Raw genomic sequence first — 16,209 nt, 5'->3', positions numbered from 1 at the left:
CACCGCTCGAAGCAGCAGAGCCCGCCGCCGCCCAGGCGGCGGGCCCCGCTGGGGACGACCGCCCCGCCCGCCGCGGCGTGCTGCGCTACGCGCTCACCAAGGCCGGCGGGGCGTTGCTGAGCATCGCCATGGTGATCGTCGCGACGTTCTTCCTCTTCCGGCTCCTCCCCGGAGATCCGGTACGGAACCTCGCGCAGGGCCGCAACATGACCCCGGCGCAGCTCGACCTGGAACGGAGCCGGCTCGGCCTGGACAAGCCGGTGCCCGAGCAGTTCCTCGACTTCGTCGGCAAGACACTCCGCCTGGACCTCGGCACCTCCTACGAGTACAAGCGGCCGGTCCTCGACCTCATCGGCGAGCGCCTCGGGCCGACGCTGCTGCTCACCGGGGTCGGTCTGGTCATCGCCGTCAGCCTCGGCCTGTGGCAGGGCACCAGGGCCGGGTGGCGGCCGGGTGGCCGGTTCGACCGGTTCTCCACGGCCACCTCGCTGGTGCTGTGGTCGGTGCCGACGTTCTGGCTCGGCCTGCTGCTGATGATGGTGTTCGCCGCCTGGCTCCAGATCTTCCCGACCCGGGGCATCGAGAGCGTCGACGCGCCCGACGGCTTCGGTTACGTCCTGGACGTGGCCTGGCACATGGTGCTGCCCTGCCTGACCATGGTCGGGGTGGTGTACGCGCAGTATCTGCTGGTCATGCGCTCGTCCCTGCTCGACGAGCTGGGCCAGGACTACATCAACACCGCGCGGGCCAAGGGCCTGCGCGACGACGACCTGCGGCGCAGGCACGCCGTGCCGAACGCGCTGCTGCCCACGGTGACGCTGGTGTTCATGAACATCGGCTTCGTCGTCGGCGGCGCGGTCACCACGGAGACGGTCTTCAGCTGGCCGGGGCTCGGCAAGCTGTTCTACGACGCGATCTCGGTGCCCGACTTCACGCTCATGCAGGGCACGTTCATGCTCATCACGGTCGCCGTGATCCTGATGAACACACTGGCCGACATCGTCTACCACCTCCTCGACCCGAGGGTGAGGTCCGCATGAGCACCTTCACGTGGACCCGCAGGAAGCGGGCGCTCGGCCGGTTCTGGGAGGACTTCCGCAAACAGCGCGGCGGCCTGGCCGGCCTGGTCATCCTGGTCGTGGCCGTGACGCTGGCCGTCGTGGCGCCGCTCTTCATCGACCAGGGCGTCACCAGCGTGGTCGAGAACACCGGGCCCCGATGGTCCCCGCCGAGCCTGGACTACCCGTTCGGCACCGACGAGTCCGGGCGCTCGATCCTGCTCATGGTCTGGTGGGGCTCGCGCACGTCGCTGCTCATCGGCTTCCTGGCCGCGCTGCTCACCGTGGGCATCGGCACCGTGCTCGGCATCGCCGCCGGCCACTTCCGCGGCTGGATCGGCGCCGTCATCATGCGCGTGACCGACTGGTTCCTGGTGCTGCCCTCGCTGGTCACCGCTCTCGTCCTGGCGGCCATCCTGGGCGGCAGCACGTTCACCATCATCATGGCGATCGGCGTCACCTCCTGGCCGTCGACCGCCCGCCTCATCAGGGCGCAGACGCTGGCGGTGGAGGCGCGGCCGTACATCGAGCGCTCCAAGGCGCTCGGCGGCGGCCACTGGCACATCACCACCCGCCACGTGCTGCCGAACGTCGCCCCGCTGCTGCTGGCCAGCACCACGCTCCAGGTCGCCAGCGCCATTGTCACCGAGTCGACGCTGGCCTTCCTCGGCGTGACCGCGAACAAGACCTCCTGGGGCACCATGCTCCGCGGCTCCTACGACTGGAACGCGGCCAGCTACGGAGCCTGGTGGTACATCCTCATCCCCGGCCTGTGCATCCTCGCGGTCGTCATGGCGTTCACGCTCTGCGGCCGGGCGCTGGAGACCGTGCTCAACCCGCGACTCCGGAAGGCAGGGGCATGAGTCTGCTAGAACTGGACGACGTCTCGGTCACGTACCGCATCGCCGAGGGCGAGGTGCCCGCGGTGAGAGGCGTGTCGCTCACGCTCGGCAGCGGGGCGGCCCTCGGGGTCGCCGGCGAGTCGGGGTCCGGCAAGTCGACGCTGGCCATGGCGCTCCTGCGGCTGCTGCCGCGCGACGCCCGCGTCACCGGCCGGATCCTGCTCGACGGCGAGGACGTGCTCACCATGAAGTGGGGCCGCCTGCGCGCGGTCCGCTGGGCCCAGGCGTCGATCGTGTTCCAGGGGGCCCAGCACGGACTCAACCCGGTGCACAGGATCGGCGACCAGATCGCCGAGCCGCTGCTCGTGCACAACCTGGCCAAGCCCGGCGAGGCCGGCAAGCGGGTGGCCGAGCTGCTGGAACAGGTCGGCCTGCCCGCCTGGCGGGCCCGCAGCTACCCGCACGAGCTGTCCGGCGGCCAGCGCCAGCGCGTCATGATCGCGATGGCGCTCGCCTGCTCGCCCCGGCTCATCATCGCCGACGAGCCCACGACGGCTCTCGACGTGATGGTGCAGGCGCAGGTGCTGACGCTGATCAAGGAACTGGTCGCCGAGCACGACATCTCCCTGGTCATGATCTCGCACGACCTGTCGGTGCTCGCCGACGTGTGCGACCGGCTCGCGGTCATGTACGCGGGCCGCGTGGTCGAGCAGGGCCCGTCGCGCGAGGTGTTCCACGACCCCCGGCACCCCTACAGCCAGGCGCTGGCGGCGGCGTTCCCGACGGTCGGCGACCCGGCGTCGCGGCTGGCGCCCAAAGGACTCGGCGGCGACCCGCCCGACCCGATGGACCTGCCCACGGGCTGCTCGTTCCACCCGCGCTGCCCGGTCGCGCTGGAGGAGTGCCCGACGCTGGACGTCGAGCTGTGGCCCGCCGGCGACCGCCGTGCCGCCGCCTGCGTCCACGTGCGGGACCATGGGCGGGACCGCGTACAGGAGAAGGCATGACAGAGACGCAAGCCCCGGCCGAGGAGGTCACCACGGCCCGCCGCACCCTCCTGGAGGCCCGCGACCTGCACGTGGAGTTCGCCTCGCGCGGGCGCCGCGCCCGCGCGGTCGACGGCGTGAACCTCGCGGTCGGCGAGGGCGAGATCGTGGCGCTGGTCGGCGAGTCCGGCTGCGGCAAGACCACGCTCGCGCGCACGCTGCTCGGCCTGGAGAAGCCCACGTCCGGCACGGTCCGGTACGGGGGAGAGCCGCTGCGGTACGCCAGCCGGGCGCTCAAGGACTACCGCAGGCAGGTGCAGCTCGTCCTCCAGGACCCGATGGGCTCGCTGAACCCCCGGCAGACCGTCTACGAGGCGGTGGCGGAGGGCCCGCGCATCCACGGACTGCCGGACGAGGCGGACGTGGTGAACAACGCGCTGGCCAGGGCCGGGCTGCGGCCGCCTGAGCGGTTCCTGCTGCGTTACCCGCACGAGCTGTCCGGCGGGCAGCGGCAGCGCGTGGTCATCGCCGGGGCGCTGGCGCTGGACCCGAAGGTGCTGATCGCCGACGAGCCGGTGGCCTCGCTCGACGCGTCGGTGCGCGGCGAGATCCTCGCGCTCATGCTCAGGCTCCGCGACGAGCTGGGCCTGTCGGCGCTGGTTGTCACGCACGACCTGGGGCTGGCGTGGAACATCGCCGACCGGGTGGCGGTCATGTATCTCGGCCGGATCGTCGAGTCGGGGCCGGTCGAGCAGGTGCTGACCGCGCCGCGTCACCCGTACACGCAGGCCCTGCTGTCGGTGCTGCCCGAGTCTCCCGAACGGGTGGTGCTGACCGGCGAGCCGCCGGACCCGACCAGGATCCCGGGCGGCTGCCGCTTCCACGCCCGATGCCAGGTGCTCGCCTCCGGCAAGGCCGCGGAGGCGGGCGTGGACGCCCGGTGCAGGGGTGAGCTGCTGGAGATCCTGCCCGCCTCGGCCGGGGCGCAGGCGGCCTGCTACTACGCGGACGCCACCGGCTGAAAGGCGCGCGGTCCCGGCCCGGTATCGGCGGCCGGGACCGCGTCGTTCCGGGGTCAGCTGCCCGCGGGAGGCTGTCCCTCCGGGCCGCCCAGGTCGTCCCAGTCCGGGTCGTCGACGACGACGCAGGGGCCGGGCTCGCCGGGGATCATCATGGTCGCGAGCGTCCACACCACTCCGGGGTCCTCCCCGCCCCTCTCGGCGAACTCCAGCACCAGCGTGTGGTTCGCGTCGATGAGCCACGGGTCGATGTCCAGCCCGCCCTTCCGCATGTGGACGGCCCCGTCCGGCAGGAGCTTGCTCACTCCCCGGTCGCGCTCGCACCGCTTGCCGGAGCCGAGGTAGGTGACGTCGGCCTTGACGCCCGCCGCCCGCAGATCCCTCTCCAGCCGGTCGGCCTCCTCGAACTCGCGGATCTCCACCCCGACGGTGCCGTCGGACTTCTCGGTGACCGCGTACGCCGCGCTCTGCGCGCCCGTCAGCAGCGGCACCGAGAGCGCCGTGACCGCCGCCGCCCCCGTCACCGCCAGCCCCAGGAACAGGCGGCGGCCCCCGCGAGGCGCGCGCGGTGCAGCCGCACCATGGCGGTCCCCGACCGGATGCCCAGGGCGGCCGCGGCCTCCGTGACCGTGACCTTCTCCACCCGGCTGATGTCGTCGCTGTCCAGCGGTCTTCGCCTGCTCACCCGGTCGGTCAGCTGGGACTCACGCAACGCCCGGCGCCGTTCGGCGGAGAGCGTGTTGCGGGCCACGCCGTACAGCCACGCGACCTCGCTGCCGCGCTCAGGCCGATAGGTGTGGGCGGACTCCATCACCGCCAGGAGCACGTCCGCCACCAGATCGGCGACCTGGTGAGGGTCGTCGACCCGGCGGGCCAGGAATCGCGCCACACCTGTAATTGGCGGGAGACGGCCGGTGCCTTACAAAGGAGCCGGCTCTGCGAGACTGCTCGTACGGAAGGGGGACGGGGTGGAGCATCGCCCCGACTGCTGATGGAGAGAGCCGACGCCGCGCGCAACCGGGCCCGCGTCCTCGACGCGGCCGCGAAGCTGTTCGCGAGCAGGCCGCCGCACGAGGTGACGATGGAGGACATCGCCAAGGCGGCCGGCGTGGGCCGCGGCACCCTCTACCGCCGCTACCCCGACCGCGCCGCCATCGCCGTCGCCCTGCTCGACGAGCACGAGCGCGCCCTGCAGGAGAAACTGCTGCGCGGCGACCCGCCGCTGGGTCCCGGCGCGCCGCCGGCCGAGCGGCTGGCCGCCTTCTACGCCGCCATGGTCGGCCTGCTGGAGGACCACGCCCACCTGGTGCTGGGCAGCGAGGTGGGCCGCTCGCGGTTCGAGACCGGCGCGTACGGCTTCTGGCGCGCGCACGTACGCTCCCTGCTCGCCGCCGCCGGCACCCCCGGGCCCGACGCGCTGGCCGACGTCCTGCTCGCCCCGCTGGCCCCCGACGTCTACGTCCAGCAGCGCCGGACGCTCAGCCCGGAGCAGATCACCGGCGCGCTGCGCCGCCTCACCCGAGCACTCTGACGATCGCCTGCCTGATGAACCGGCGGGCCAGCTTCGCCCTGCGGAACCGGCTCAGCACCGGCCCGTCCGTCCCGTACCTGCGGGCCCTGATCCCGTCCACCACGACCGGCGGCGCGCCCATCTCGCCGAGCACGTCGAGCGCCTCCCGCTTGCTGATCAACCGCCCGTCCCGCAGCGTCACGGCCGCCCGCGCCACCGTGACCATGCCCAGGTCCACCCACTCGTCCAGCAGCCACCGCCGCCGGCCCCGCGTCTTCACCAGCCAGAAGTCCCGCAGATCGGCCTGGACGAACGCGGCCAGCTCCGCGTCGGACACCGGCGGGATCAGCGCGTCCGGCCCCGGTCCGTACAGCTCCAGCGCCCCCGTGAGCAGCTCCCGCCGGGTCACGGCGGTGACCGGCCGCTCGAACAGCTCGCCCATCGCCCACGTCACGTGCTCCCGTCCGTGTTCGGCCAGCTGCCCGTCGGTCATGTACGAGCAGTGCAGCCGTTCGGCCAGCGCCCCGTCCAGCCCTCGGTGCAGCCGCTCCACAGCGTCGCGCCGCCGCTCGTCCAGCGGCTCCCGGACCACGGCGATCAGGTCCAGATCGCTCCGCCCCGGCTGGTAGTCGCCCTTGGCCAGTGACCCGTGCGCCCACACCGCCATCAGCGGCACGGCGGCCCCGGCCTCCGACAGGAACCGGGTGAGCAGGATCTCGGTAGAGGTGTGCATGATCTCTACTCTCCCTCTCCATGGTTCGATGACAAGCGGTTAAAGGCATTGCCCCGGACACGCCCGCTCGGGGACCATCGCCGGATGAGCTTCGAGCAGAGTGCGCGGCCCGTGGCGCTGATCACCGGGGTGGGCAGGACTGTGGGGATCGGGGCCGGGATCGCGACCCGGCTGGCCGCCTCCGGGTGGGACGTCGGCTTCACCTACTGGACTCCGTACGACGAGCGGATGGCGTGGGGCGCCGAGGCCGGGGCCCCCGAGACGATCCGCAAGGCGCTGGCGGGCGAGGGCGCGGCCGTCGCGGCCGTGGAGGCCGACCTGGTCGAGACGGAGACGCCGGCGCGGGTGTTCGACGAGGTGGAGAGCCGGCTGGGCAACGTCACCGCGCTGGTGATGTGCCACTGCGAGTCCGTCGACTCCGGGCTGCTCGACACGACCGTGGCCAGCTTCGACCGCCACTTCGCCGTCAACGCCCGCGCCTCCTGGCTGCTGATCCGCGAGTACGGCCGCCGGTTCCGCGGCGCCCACGGCACCGGCCGGATCGTCGCGCTCACCAGCGACCACGTCGTCGGCAACCTCCCGTACGGGGCGAGCAAGGGCGCGCTGGACCGCATCACGCTCGCCGCCGCCCGCGAGCTGGCCCACCTCGGCGTAACCGCGAACGTGATCAACCCCGGCCCGATCGACACCGGGTGGATGCCCGACGACCTGAAGGCCACCTGCGCCGAGCACACCCCGCTGGGCCGGCTCGGCACCCCGCGCGACACCGCCGACCTGGTGCGGTTCCTCTGCTCTCCCCAGGGCGGCTGGATCAACGGCCAGCTGCTGAAGAGCGACGGCGGCATCTCCGCCTGACCGCCGTCAGAGCGCGTGCCCTCCGGCGACCTGGATGACCTGGCCGGTGATCCACCGCGCCTGCCGTGAGGCCAGGAACACGACGGCGCCGGCGATGTCCTCCGGCTCGCCGACCCGCCCCAGCGGCACGATCGCGCGGGTGAGCGCTTCGAGGGCGGCCTTGGACGTGCCGTAGCCGATCTGGCCGGGAAAGGCGCGGGCGGCGTCGGTGCTGATGTTCACCACGGCCGCGGCCCGCTCCCTCCTGGCCGGCTCGTCGAGGAGCAGGGCGGGGGCGACGGCGACCGCGTCACCGAGCTCGGCGGCCGGCTCCTCCGCGGCGGAGCCGGAGGGGGTCGTGTGCGCCCAGTCCGGTGTCGATCACGGGGTGCCGAACAGGGCGCTGACGGACTCGCCGAAGTGGATGCGGCGCATGGCCTCGGCCAGCGCCGGGGCGATGGACAGGACCGTGAGTTTGTCGCCGGGCTTGGGCGGGGGGACGGTGTTGGTGCAGACGATCTCCTTGACCTCCGGCAGCGCGCTGAGCCGCTCGATCGCGCCGTCGGAGAACAGGCCGTGGGTGCAGGCGACGCGGACGGAGCGGACGCCGCGCTCGCGGAGGCGGTCGAGGAGCTCGATGACGGTGCTTCCCTTGGCGATCTCGTCGTCCAGGATGATCACCTCCTTGCCCTCGACGTCGCCGATCACCGAGCTGATCACCACGCGGTCGTCGCTGAAGCGCTGCTTGGCGCCCATCGCCACATCGGCCCCGATCAGGCGGGCGAAGTGGGCGGCCTCCTTGGCGTTGCCCAGGTCGGGGGAGACCACGACGGTGTCGGACAGGTCGTGGCGGGAGAAGTGGGCCGCCAGCTCGCGCAGCGCGTGCAGGTGGTCGACGGGGACGCTGAAGAAGCCGTGGACCTGCGGCGAGTGGAGGGTCATCGTCAGCACCCGGCCGGCCCCGGCCGCCACCATCAGGTCGGCCACCAGGCGGGCGCCGAGCGAGATGCGCGGCGCGTCCTTCTTGTCGGAGCGGGCGTAGGCGTAGTGAGGCAGCACGACGGTGATGCGCGCCGCCGAGGCGCCCCGGGCGGCGTCGAGCATGAGCAGCAGCTCCACCAGGTGTTCCTGGGTGGGCGGCACCAGCGGCTGGATCAGGAAGACGTCGCGCTCGCGGCAGTTGGCCTGGAGCTGGACCGCGATGACGTCGTTGGCGAAGCGCGAGACGCGCACAGGATGGAGGGGGACGCCGAGGTGGGAGCAGATCTCCTCGGCCAGCTCGGGATGGGCGCTGCCACTGAAAACCGTGATGTCTCGCACGATTTCCAAAGAGTAGCGGATCACCCGTCGAGCAGCTCGGGGGTGAGCGCGTCCAGACGCTCGACGATGCGCCAGGCCAGGACCAGCGCGTCCGGCGCGGGCGGGTAGCGCGGGTGCAGGACGGCGACGACCCGCATGCCGGCCGCGTCCGCCGAGCGCAGCCCGTTGCTGGAGTCCTCGACCGCCACGCACTCGTCGGGATCGACGCCGAGGAGCCGGGCCACCTTCAGGTAGCCGTCGGGGGCGGGCTTGCCTCGGTCCACCTCCTCGGTGGAGACGGTGGCGTCGAAGCAGTCGTGCAGGTCGCTCGACTCGAGCACCACGTCGATGAGCCGCCGGGGCGAGGAGCTGGCCAGCCCGAGCGTGAAGTGGTCGCCGAGCCGCCGCACCGCCTCGGGCGCGCCCTTCATCAGCGGCAGGTGGGCGCGGTAGCGCTCGGCCATCCGGTCGACGACCTGCCGGGCGATCTCGTCCGGCGGCAGCCGCACGCCGAGCTCGTGCAGGTACGAGGCCCACTCGGCGGTGCTCATGCCCATGAGCCGCGACTGGGTGTCGTCCTGCCAGGTGCCGCCGTGCTCGGCGACGAAGGCGCGGCGCACCTCCTCCCACACCGGCTCGGAGTCGACCAGCACGCCGTCGAGATCGAATACGCAGGCTTCCACGGACAAGACCCTACCCATGCTCTCGGTCGTCCACTATTTCCCGATAAGTCAAGCCAAGGGAGGTTCACGGTGTTTCGTACGTACGTTGACCGTGCCCATCCTGCTTTCCGGGCATTTCTCAGGCATGGCCGAGCTTCCGTACGAGGCTGACGACGATAGGGGCGCGGGTTTCGTCGCCCCTCTCGCCTCCGCCGTCGTCAGGGACGCCGACGGCAAGGTGGTGTGGGACGCGGACGCGTACGGACGGGTGGTCGGCGGCTGCCCGGCCACGGCGCACCCCAGCCTGTGGACGCAGGCCGGGCTGCTCGCCCGGCGCGGCCTGTACGAGGTGGCCGAGGGCGTCTATCAGGTACGCGGGCTCGACCGGGCGGCGATGACCCTCGTGGAGGGCGACGCCGGCGTGGTCGTCGTGGACCCGCTCCGCTCCGCCGAGTGCGCCGCGGCCGCGCTGCGGCTGTACCGCGGGCACCGCGGCGACCGGCCGGTCTCGGCGGTGATCTACTCGCACTCCCGCGCCGACCGCTTCGGCGGCTCCCGCGGCGTCACCCTCGGCGGCGTGCCCGTGCTCGCCCCCGCCGGCTTCCTGGACCGCGCCGCCGAGGAGTTCCTGTACGCGGCCCCCGCCGCGAACCGCCGGGCCGCCTACACCTACGGCCCGGCGCTGCCGGGAGGGCCCGAGGGGCGGCTCGGCCCGGCGCGGTCGGCGGGCACGGTCTCCCTGGTCCCGCCCACGGCGCTGGTCGAGCGGACCGGCCAGGAGGAGACGCTCGACGGGGTGCGGTTCCTGTTCCAGCTCGTGCCCGGCGCGGCGCTGGCGTTCCTGCTGCCCGAGCGGCGCGCGCTCGGCCTGGCGGTGAACGCCGGCGACCCGCCGGGCGGGTGCGACCCCCGGCTGTGGACGCGCGGTCTGTCGGAGGCGATCACGCTCTTCGCCGGCCGCGCCGACGTGGCCTTCGCCGCTCACCACGAGCCCGTACGGGGCGGCGAGGAGGTCACGCGCCTGCTGGAGCGGCACCGCGACCTGCACTCCTACCTGCACGACCAGACCGTGCGCCTGATGAACAAGGGCCTGACCCCCCAGGAGATCGCCGAGTGCCTGCAACTGCCGCCCGCCCTGGCCGCCCTGCCCGGCTCGGCCGGCGTCATCAGGGCCGTCTACCAGCACTACCTGGGCTGGTTCGACGGCAACCCGGCCCACCTGTGGGAGCACCCGCCCCGGCAGAGCGCGATCCGCTACGTGGAGTGCCTCGGCGGCGGCGCGGCCGTGGTGGCCCTGGCCGAGAGGTACGCCGCCGGGGGCGACCTGCGCTTCGCCGCCCAGCTCCTCAACCACGCGGTCTTCGCGGACGAGGGCAACAAGCGGGCCCGCGACCTGCTGGCCGAGGTCTACACCCGGCTCGGTCACGGGGCCCGCGACCCCGCCTGGCGCAACGCGTACCTGATGGGGGCGCTGGAGCTCACGGACGGGATCGCGGCCGCGGACGGCGGGACCGTCGCGCCGGGCACGCTCGCCGCGCTCGGCGCCGAGCAGGTCCTGGACGCGCTCGCCGTCCGGGTGGACGGCCCGAAGGCCTGGAGCGAGAACCTGGCCATCGACTGGCACCTGACCGACCTGGGCCGCCGCTACCGCACGGTGCTGTCCAACGGCGTGCTCATCCGGCAGGCGGACCCGCCGGAAGGGCCTGTCGACCTGACGCTGCGGCTCACCCAGGCCCAGCTCGTCGCACTGCTCGCCGGGCGGGGCGTCGGCGAGGTGTCGAGGGAGGGCGACATGCGGGCGCTCAAGCGCCTGTTCGCCGCGCTGGACGCCCCTGTGCCCGGCTTCGCGATCGTGACCCCCTGAACCGGCGCGTCCACAGCAGCGTGGCCGCGGCCGCCAGCAGCACCGGCCCGAGCACCAGCGGCGCCGAAGGACCACCGGCGTGCCAGCTCGCCGCCGCGGCGCTCACGCAGGTCAGCACGGTCACGCCCAGCGTCGCCGCCCACAGCGGCAGCACGTGCAGGAAGCCGAAGAACAGCGGGAACACCAGCCAGACCAGCGGCGGCGACAGCATCGCGAGCACCGCCCACGCCAGCGTGGCCGCCACCAGCCAGAGCTGCCCCCGAGCGTCACGAGTCACCTACTCACCGTAACCCGCCGGTCCGGGCCGAGCGCCCCGCCCCCCTCGAGCAGGGCGTCCGACACCGTGACTAGAGTCCGCTCTAGCGAATCGAGGCACCAGAGTACGCTCAGGCTCGTGGACCGCGTCAAGAGCCGGCGGGCGGAGCAGCGCAGAACGACCCGGCGCCGGATCGTCGAGGAGGCGTTGCGGCTCTTCGTCGGCCAGGGCTACGCCGCGACGACGCTGGAGCAGATCGCCGACCGCGCCGGGGTGGCCGTCCAGACGGTCTACTTCCACTTCGGCAACAAGCGCGGCGTCCTCGCCGAGGGCCTCGACGTGCTGACGGCGGGCGACGACGAGCCGGTGCCGCTGATCGAGCGGCCGTGGGCCCTCCAGGCCACGGGGGAGCCCGACCCCGCCGGGTCGCTGCGGATCTGGGTGGGCAACGCCCGGGTGATCTTCGAACGCGTGGCGCCGCTGATGCGCGTCCTGCGCGACGCCGCCGGCGCCGACCCCGAGATGGCCGTCACCTGGGAGACCAACCAGCGTCAGCGCCACGCCGACCACCTGGCGCTCGCCCGCCACCTGGCGGAGATCGGCGGCCTGAGGGATGGCATGTCGTCGGAAAGGGCAGGAGATCTGGTCTACGCGCTGGTGAGCCCGGAGACGTACCAGCTGCTGACCGAACAGCGGCGCTGGCCGCCGGCCGAGTGGGAGTCGTGGGTGTACGAGACGCTCTCCCGCTCGCTGCTCCGGGGCTGCTGACCGAACCGGGGGAGCACGTGGCGGACACCCGCAAGCACGCGCTGGCCGTCTGCCTGACGGCCGCGTTCATGGCCGGGCTCGACGTGAGCATCGTCAACGTCGCCCTGCCCTCGATCCGGGAGGGCCTGCACGCGTCGGAGGCGGGCCTGCAGTGGATCCTGTCCGGTTACGCCCTTACTTTCGGCCTGCTCCTGGTGCCGGCGGGCCGGCTGGGTGACGCGCGCAGCCGGCGGACGGTCTTCATGTGGGGGGTGGCGCTGTTCACGCTCGCCAGCGCGGCGTGCGGGTTCGCCCCCACCATGCCGGTGCTGATCGTGTCCCGGCTGCTGCAGGGCCTGGCCGCCGGGATGATCAACCCGCAGGTGTCGGGGCTCATCCAGCAGATGTTCCGGGGCGCGGAGCGGGGCCGGGCGTTCGGCGCGCTCGGCGCCACCATCGGCGTCTCGACCGCGGCGGGGCCGCTCATCGGCGGCGCGCTGGTCTCCGCCTTCGGCGCCGACCAGGGCTGGCGGCTGGTGTTCCTGGTGAACGTGCCGATCGGGCTGGTCCTGGTGCCGCTGGCGCGCCGGCTGCTGCCGCCGCCGGAGCGGACCGGGCGCCGGGAGAGCATGGATCCCGTCGGGGTGCTGCTGCTCGGGGTGGCCGTGACCGTGCTGCTGCTGCCGTTCATCCAGCAGCACCAGTGGCCGGGCGCGGGCAAGTGGCTGCTGGTCCCGGCGTCGCTGGCGCTGCTGGCGGCCTTCGTCGCCTGGGAGCGGCGCTACCGCGGGGAGCCGCTGGTGGACCTGTCGCTGTTCAGGCTGCGCTCCTACGGTCTCGGTACGGCGATCGCGCTGCTGTACTTCGCCGGGTTCACCGGCATCTTCTTCATCTTCACCCTCTACCTGCAGGCGGGCCTGCACTACAGCCCGCTGCTCGCCGGTCTGGCGATCACCCCGTTCGCGGTCGGCTCGGCCGGGGCGGCGGTGGTCGGCGGCCGGCTGGTGAACCGCGCGGGCCGCCGCGTGGTCGTCGCCGGGCTGGTCACGGTGGTCGCCGGACTGCTGGCGACCATGGCCGCCACCCTGCTCGTGCCCGGCCCGCACGTGGCGCTGGCGACCGCGCTGCCGCTGCTCGTGGCGGGCGTCGGCAGCGGCCTGACCATCGCGCCCAACCAGGCGGTCACGCTGTCGCAGGTGCCGCCGGCGGGCGGCGGCAGCGCGGCGGGCGTGCTGCAGACCGGTCAGCGGCTCGGCTCGGCCATCGGCATCGCGGCCGCCGGCTCGGTCTTCTTCGGCCTGCTCGGCCAGGGCTGGCCGGTCGCCTTCAGGCACGGCCTCATGGTCGTCGTGCTGTTCGTCTGCGCGGGGCTCGCCGCGGCGCTCTACGACCTGCTGCGCCGGTCATGAGAGCAGCTCAGGCCAGCAGCGTGGCCTCCACGTCCGGGTCGAGGCCGACGGCGGGCCGGTCGGGCCGCACGGGCGCCCGCCCGCCGATGCTCCTGAGCCAGGCCCAGGTGTCGGCCACGGTCTCCTCGACCGGCCGGCACCGCAGGCCCGCCGCCACCGCCCTGGACACGTCGCCGCCGTGCACGAACGCGTGGCCCTCGCCGGTCAGCCAGATGGGCAGGTCGGTCCACGGCTGCACCCCGGCCGCCAGGATCGCCTCCTCGCTCGTCCAGCGCAGCTCCGCGTCCGACCCGGTGACCCGCACACAGGTCTCCAGCAGCTCCCGCATGGTGACGAACCCCGGCGGGCTCACCACGTTGAAGGCGCCGCCGACCCCGTCGAGCGCGGCTTCGAGGCACCACCTGGCCAGGTCGCGGGCGTCCACGTACTGCAGGCCGAGGCCGGCGGGCTCCGGAGCGAGCACCGGCCCGCCCCGCGCGATCCTGGACAACCACCACGGCAGCCGCCCGATGTTCTCGTGCGGGCCGATGATCAGCCCGGCGCGGGCGAGCAGCGCCCGCCCGCCGAACGCCGCGGTCGCGGCGAGCTCGCCGCCCGCCTTCATCTCCGCGTATCCGCCTTCGCCGCCGTCGGGCGACCCCTCGACGACCGGCGCGCTCTCGTCTGCTCCGTACGGGACGGGCGGGGCGTAGACGGACCGGCTGGACACGTACACGTAGTGACCGGCCCGGCCGGCGAGCAGCGAGGCGGCGTCGCGCACCGCGGACGGCGCCCACGACCAGGTGTCGGCGACGACGTCCCACTCGCCGCCGGCCAGCGCGTCGAGCCCGTCGGGCCGCGCGCGGTCGCCGCGCAGCGCGGTCACCCCGGCGGGTGGTTCGTGCGTGCCCCGGTTGAGCACGGTCACGTCGTGGCCGAGGGCCAGCGCCTCCGTCACGAAGGCCCGGCCGACGAACTCGGTCCCGCCCAGCACCAGAAGTCTCATCCGCTCACTGTGCCGTCGGAGTCCGGCCGCACGTAACCCCGCCAAGCCGACAGCGGAATCGCTCACAGCGGAACTCGATGATTAGACCCGTCGCCGCCGGGCAGAGGCGGCTCGGAGGTTGTCGCATCAAGGGACGAGGGCCCGCTTCCCGTGGGTTTCAGGGGCGTCAGTGACGGGAAGCGGGCTCTTTCACGTCCGGGTGTCAGCCGGTCACGGTGATCCGGTTCGTGGCCGGAGGCGCGATCGGGTTGTTCTGGCCCAGGTAGTCGACGAAGGCGTCGATGTCGAGCGGGCCGCTCCACAGGTCGGTGCCCTCGGTGAACACCGGGAAGGCGTCACCGCCGCCCACCAGGAAGTTGTTCGCCGCCACCCGGATGGTCTGGGCGTCGGTCACCGGCTGGCCGTCGATCATGATGTTCGAGACCTTGCTGCCCCACGGCGCGCTCTGGCCGTAGGTGTAGGTCAGGTTCGCCGACGGCTGCAGGATCCGGTTGAACGGCTGGTTGTTCGGGCCGCCGGTGAACTGCTGCTCCAGCAGCGTCTTCAGCTGCGCCCCGGTCAGCGTCACCACCTGCATCAGGTTGTTGAACGGCTGGACCGTGAACGCCTCGCCGTACGTGACGACCCCGTCGCCCTCACCGGCCGGCGAGCCCGCGTAGCTCAGCGACGCGCGGACGCCGCCCGGGTTCATGAACGCGATCTGCGCGTTGCCGCCGGTCCTGGTGGCCGCCAGCTGGGCGTCGGCGATCAGGTTGCCGAGCGGCGACTCTCCGGACGCGACCGCGACGTTCGGGATGTCCGCGGTGATCGTGCCGACGGGCCGGTTGGCCACCCCGGACACGCGGTCCTTCCACGTCTGCACGAACGCGGTGATCTCCGGGTCCGGGGCGACCGTGCGGGTCACGACGTGGTTGTCGGCCACGGTGGAGGACCGGTCGATGTCGCGGGTGCGGGTGTCGACCTGGAGGTCCACCTGGGTGATGACGCGGCCGAACGAGCCGCCCTGCGAGAACAGCCGGTCACGGCCCCGCGGGTCCTTGACCGTGCACAGGTACGCCTGGTGCGAGTGGCCGCTGAGCACGAGGTCGATCTCGGCGTCGACCTGGGTGGCGATCCGGTTGCCCGCGCCGGGGACCGCGCTGCACGCGTCGGGCGACTGGTTCGGCGTCACCTGGTCGCCCTCGTGCACGAGCACGACCTGGGCCTTCACGCCCACCAGCGTGAGCAGCTTGGACGCCACGTTCGCGGCCTTGACCTCGTCCACGAACTTGATGTTCTTGATGCCCTCGGAGGTGACGATCGTCGGCGTGGTCTGCGTGACCAGGCCGATGAAGCCGATCGGCACCCCGTTCATCCACTTGACGCTGACCGGGGGCAGCGCGGGCACGCCCCAGTCGGCCATCAGCTTCTTGATCTGCGGGCTGTTGCCGAGCGCCGAGAGCGCGTCGGTGCGCTCGTGCCGGTTCTTGAAGAGCACGTTCGCGCCCACGTAGTCGAAGGCGGCGCCCTTCCACCTGCCGGCGGGGGAGCAGCCGTCCACCGGGTGGCAGCCGCCCTTCATGATCCGCCGCAGCTCGTCGTAGCCCTCGTCGAACTCGTGGTTGCCGACCGCGGCCACCTTGAGCCCGAGCTTGCCCATCAGCTCGACCGTCGGCTCGTCGTGGTAGGCGGCCGAGATGAGCGGGGTGGCGCCGATGAGGTCGCCCTGCGCCACCGCGATCGTGTTCCTGTCGGCCAGCGCCTTCATGTGCGTGGCGACGTACGCGGCGCCGCCCGCGTCGACGGTGTTGCCGTGCTCGTCGACCATCCGGCCGGAGGACCCGGTCGGAGGTTCCAGGTGGCCGTGGAAGTCGTTCAGTGCGAGCAGCCGGACGGGGACCGTACGCGGCTTGTGAGTTTTACTCGCGTCTGCCGGGAGACCGGCGAGCAGGAGTCCGCCTGAGGCGACCGCTCCGGCCAGCGCCAGCCGGAGGAAGGAACGGGACGTCATGGCCCATGACGTTAC

The 16,209-nt window shown here is 72.9% G+C and carries 17 protein-coding genes and 1 pseudogene; 9 read left to right on the top strand and 9 right to left on the bottom strand.

All coding sequences use genetic code 11. The features are described from left to right. From KME79_RS41500 to KME79_RS41485, 4 genes are all read left to right on the top strand, one after another. Window positions 1-1,040 (top strand): ABC transporter permease (locus tag KME79_RS41500; RefSeq protein WP_219551558.1); only part of this gene is annotated, 1,040 nt, incomplete at its 5' end. Beyond that, window positions 1,037-1,921, top strand: a complete 885-nt coding sequence (locus KME79_RS41495) for an ABC transporter permease (RefSeq protein ID WP_148036579.1) — start codon at window positions 1,037-1,039, stop codon at window positions 1,919-1,921. The genes KME79_RS41500 and KME79_RS41495, both read left to right, overlap by 4 nt. Next, window positions 1,918-2,907, top strand: coding sequence for an ABC transporter ATP-binding protein (locus tag KME79_RS41490; protein WP_219551556.1), 990 nt, complete (start codon window positions 1,918-1,920; stop codon window positions 2,905-2,907). The genes KME79_RS41495 and KME79_RS41490 overlap by 4 nt, the downstream gene beginning before the upstream one ends. Then, window positions 2,904-3,908, top strand: coding sequence for an ABC transporter ATP-binding protein (locus tag KME79_RS41485; protein WP_219551554.1), 1,005 nt, complete (start codon window positions 2,904-2,906; stop codon window positions 3,906-3,908). The genes KME79_RS41490 and KME79_RS41485 overlap by 4 nt, the downstream gene beginning before the upstream one ends. A 53-nt stretch (window positions 3,909-3,961) precedes the next feature. Here KME79_RS41485 and KME79_RS41480 read toward each other — a convergent pair whose 3' ends face one another. After that, on the bottom strand, window positions 3,962-4,429 hold the full coding sequence (locus KME79_RS41480; protein WP_219551552.1) for a hypothetical protein: 468 nt from the start codon (window positions 4,427-4,429) through the stop codon (window positions 3,962-3,964). Next, complete coding sequence (locus KME79_RS41475) at window positions 4,426-4,794, bottom strand: RNA polymerase sigma factor (protein WP_308249238.1); 369 nt, start codon at window positions 4,792-4,794, stop codon at window positions 4,426-4,428. Before KME79_RS41475 ends, KME79_RS41480 begins: the two co-directional genes overlap by 4 nt. Before the next feature lie 102 nt (window positions 4,795-4,896). Here KME79_RS41475 and KME79_RS41470 point away from each other — a divergent pair, with 102 nt between their 5' ends. Further along, on the top strand, window positions 4,897-5,436 hold the full coding sequence (locus tag KME79_RS41470) for a TetR/AcrR family transcriptional regulator (protein ID WP_219551550.1): 540 nt from the start codon (window positions 4,897-4,899) through the stop codon (window positions 5,434-5,436). Here KME79_RS41470 and KME79_RS41465 read toward each other — a convergent pair. Next, entirely contained in the window at window positions 5,420-6,148 is a 729-nt protein-coding gene (locus KME79_RS41465) for a nucleotidyltransferase domain-containing protein (protein ID WP_219551548.1), read from the bottom strand. The two genes, KME79_RS41470 and KME79_RS41465, sit on opposite strands and share 17 nt — an antisense overlap. 84 nt (window positions 6,149-6,232) lie before the next feature. Between KME79_RS41465 and KME79_RS41460 the strand changes: the two genes are divergently transcribed. Beyond that, window positions 6,233-7,003, top strand: coding sequence for an SDR family oxidoreductase (locus KME79_RS41460; RefSeq protein ID WP_219551546.1), 771 nt, complete (start codon window positions 6,233-6,235; stop codon window positions 7,001-7,003). Window positions 7,004-7,009: 6 nt separating this feature from the next. Here the strand turns inward: KME79_RS41460 and KME79_RS41455 are convergent. The 3 genes and pseudogenes from KME79_RS41455 to KME79_RS41445 all read right to left on the bottom strand — a co-directional run. Next, window positions 7,010-7,285: pseudogene (locus tag KME79_RS41455) on the bottom strand (SDR family oxidoreductase); the annotation flags it as partial. A 78-nt stretch (window positions 7,286-7,363) separates the two neighbouring features. Further along, window positions 7,364-8,302, bottom strand: a complete 939-nt coding sequence (locus tag KME79_RS41450; RefSeq protein ID WP_219551544.1) for a ribose-phosphate diphosphokinase — start codon at window positions 8,300-8,302, stop codon at window positions 7,364-7,366. A 20-nt stretch (window positions 8,303-8,322) separates the two neighbouring features. Next, the gene (locus KME79_RS41445) at window positions 8,323-8,964 is read right to left on the bottom strand and encodes an HAD family hydrolase (RefSeq protein WP_261809056.1); all 642 of its coding nucleotides are present in this window, start codon (window positions 8,962-8,964) and stop codon (window positions 8,323-8,325) included. Window positions 8,965-9,088: 124 nt separating this feature from the next. Here KME79_RS41445 and KME79_RS41440 point away from each other — a divergent pair, with 124 nt between their 5' ends. Further along, window positions 9,089-10,807 carry an alkyl/aryl-sulfatase gene (locus KME79_RS41440; RefSeq protein WP_219551540.1) on the top strand — a complete coding sequence of 573 codons (1,719 nt, stop codon included), beginning with the start codon at window positions 9,089-9,091 and terminating at the stop codon, window positions 10,805-10,807. Here KME79_RS41440 and KME79_RS41435 read toward each other — a convergent pair. Continuing rightward, window positions 10,746-11,084 (bottom strand): hypothetical protein, encoded by a 339-nt coding sequence (locus tag KME79_RS41435; protein WP_148036589.1) that lies wholly within the window; start codon window positions 11,082-11,084, stop codon window positions 10,746-10,748. The genes KME79_RS41440 and KME79_RS41435 overlap by 62 nt on opposite strands. A 117-nt stretch (window positions 11,085-11,201) precedes the next feature. Between KME79_RS41435 and KME79_RS41430 the strand changes: the two genes are divergently transcribed. After that, window positions 11,202-11,831 (top strand): TetR/AcrR family transcriptional regulator, encoded by a 630-nt coding sequence (locus tag KME79_RS41430; RefSeq protein WP_219551538.1) that lies wholly within the window; start codon window positions 11,202-11,204, stop codon window positions 11,829-11,831. After that, window positions 11,786-13,219: an MFS transporter gene (locus KME79_RS41425; RefSeq protein WP_271275162.1), complete on the top strand. Its 1,434-nt coding sequence runs from the start codon at window positions 11,786-11,788 to the stop codon at window positions 13,217-13,219. The genes KME79_RS41430 and KME79_RS41425 overlap by 46 nt, the downstream gene beginning before the upstream one ends. A gap of 7 nt (window positions 13,220-13,226) precedes the next feature. Here the strand turns inward: KME79_RS41425 and KME79_RS41420 are convergent, their stop codons facing one another. Next, a complete protein-coding gene (locus tag KME79_RS41420; protein WP_219551536.1) occupies window positions 13,227-14,204 on the bottom strand; it encodes an NAD-dependent epimerase/dehydratase family protein in 978 nt (325 codons plus the stop codon). A gap of 202 nt (window positions 14,205-14,406) precedes the next feature. Next, entirely contained in the window at window positions 14,407-16,194 is a 1,788-nt protein-coding gene (locus KME79_RS41415) for a bifunctional metallophosphatase/5'-nucleotidase (RefSeq protein WP_219551534.1), read from the bottom strand. Window positions 16,195-16,209: the final 15 nt, after the last annotated feature.

It is taken from the genome of Nonomuraea harbinensis, from assembly GCF_019396385.1.
GTDB classification, from domain to species: Bacteria; Actinomycetota; Actinomycetes; order Streptosporangiales; family Streptosporangiaceae; genus Nonomuraea; species Nonomuraea ferruginea.
Note: the sequence above shows the minus strand (reverse complement) of the source record. Positions and strands in the feature narration are given on the sequence as shown.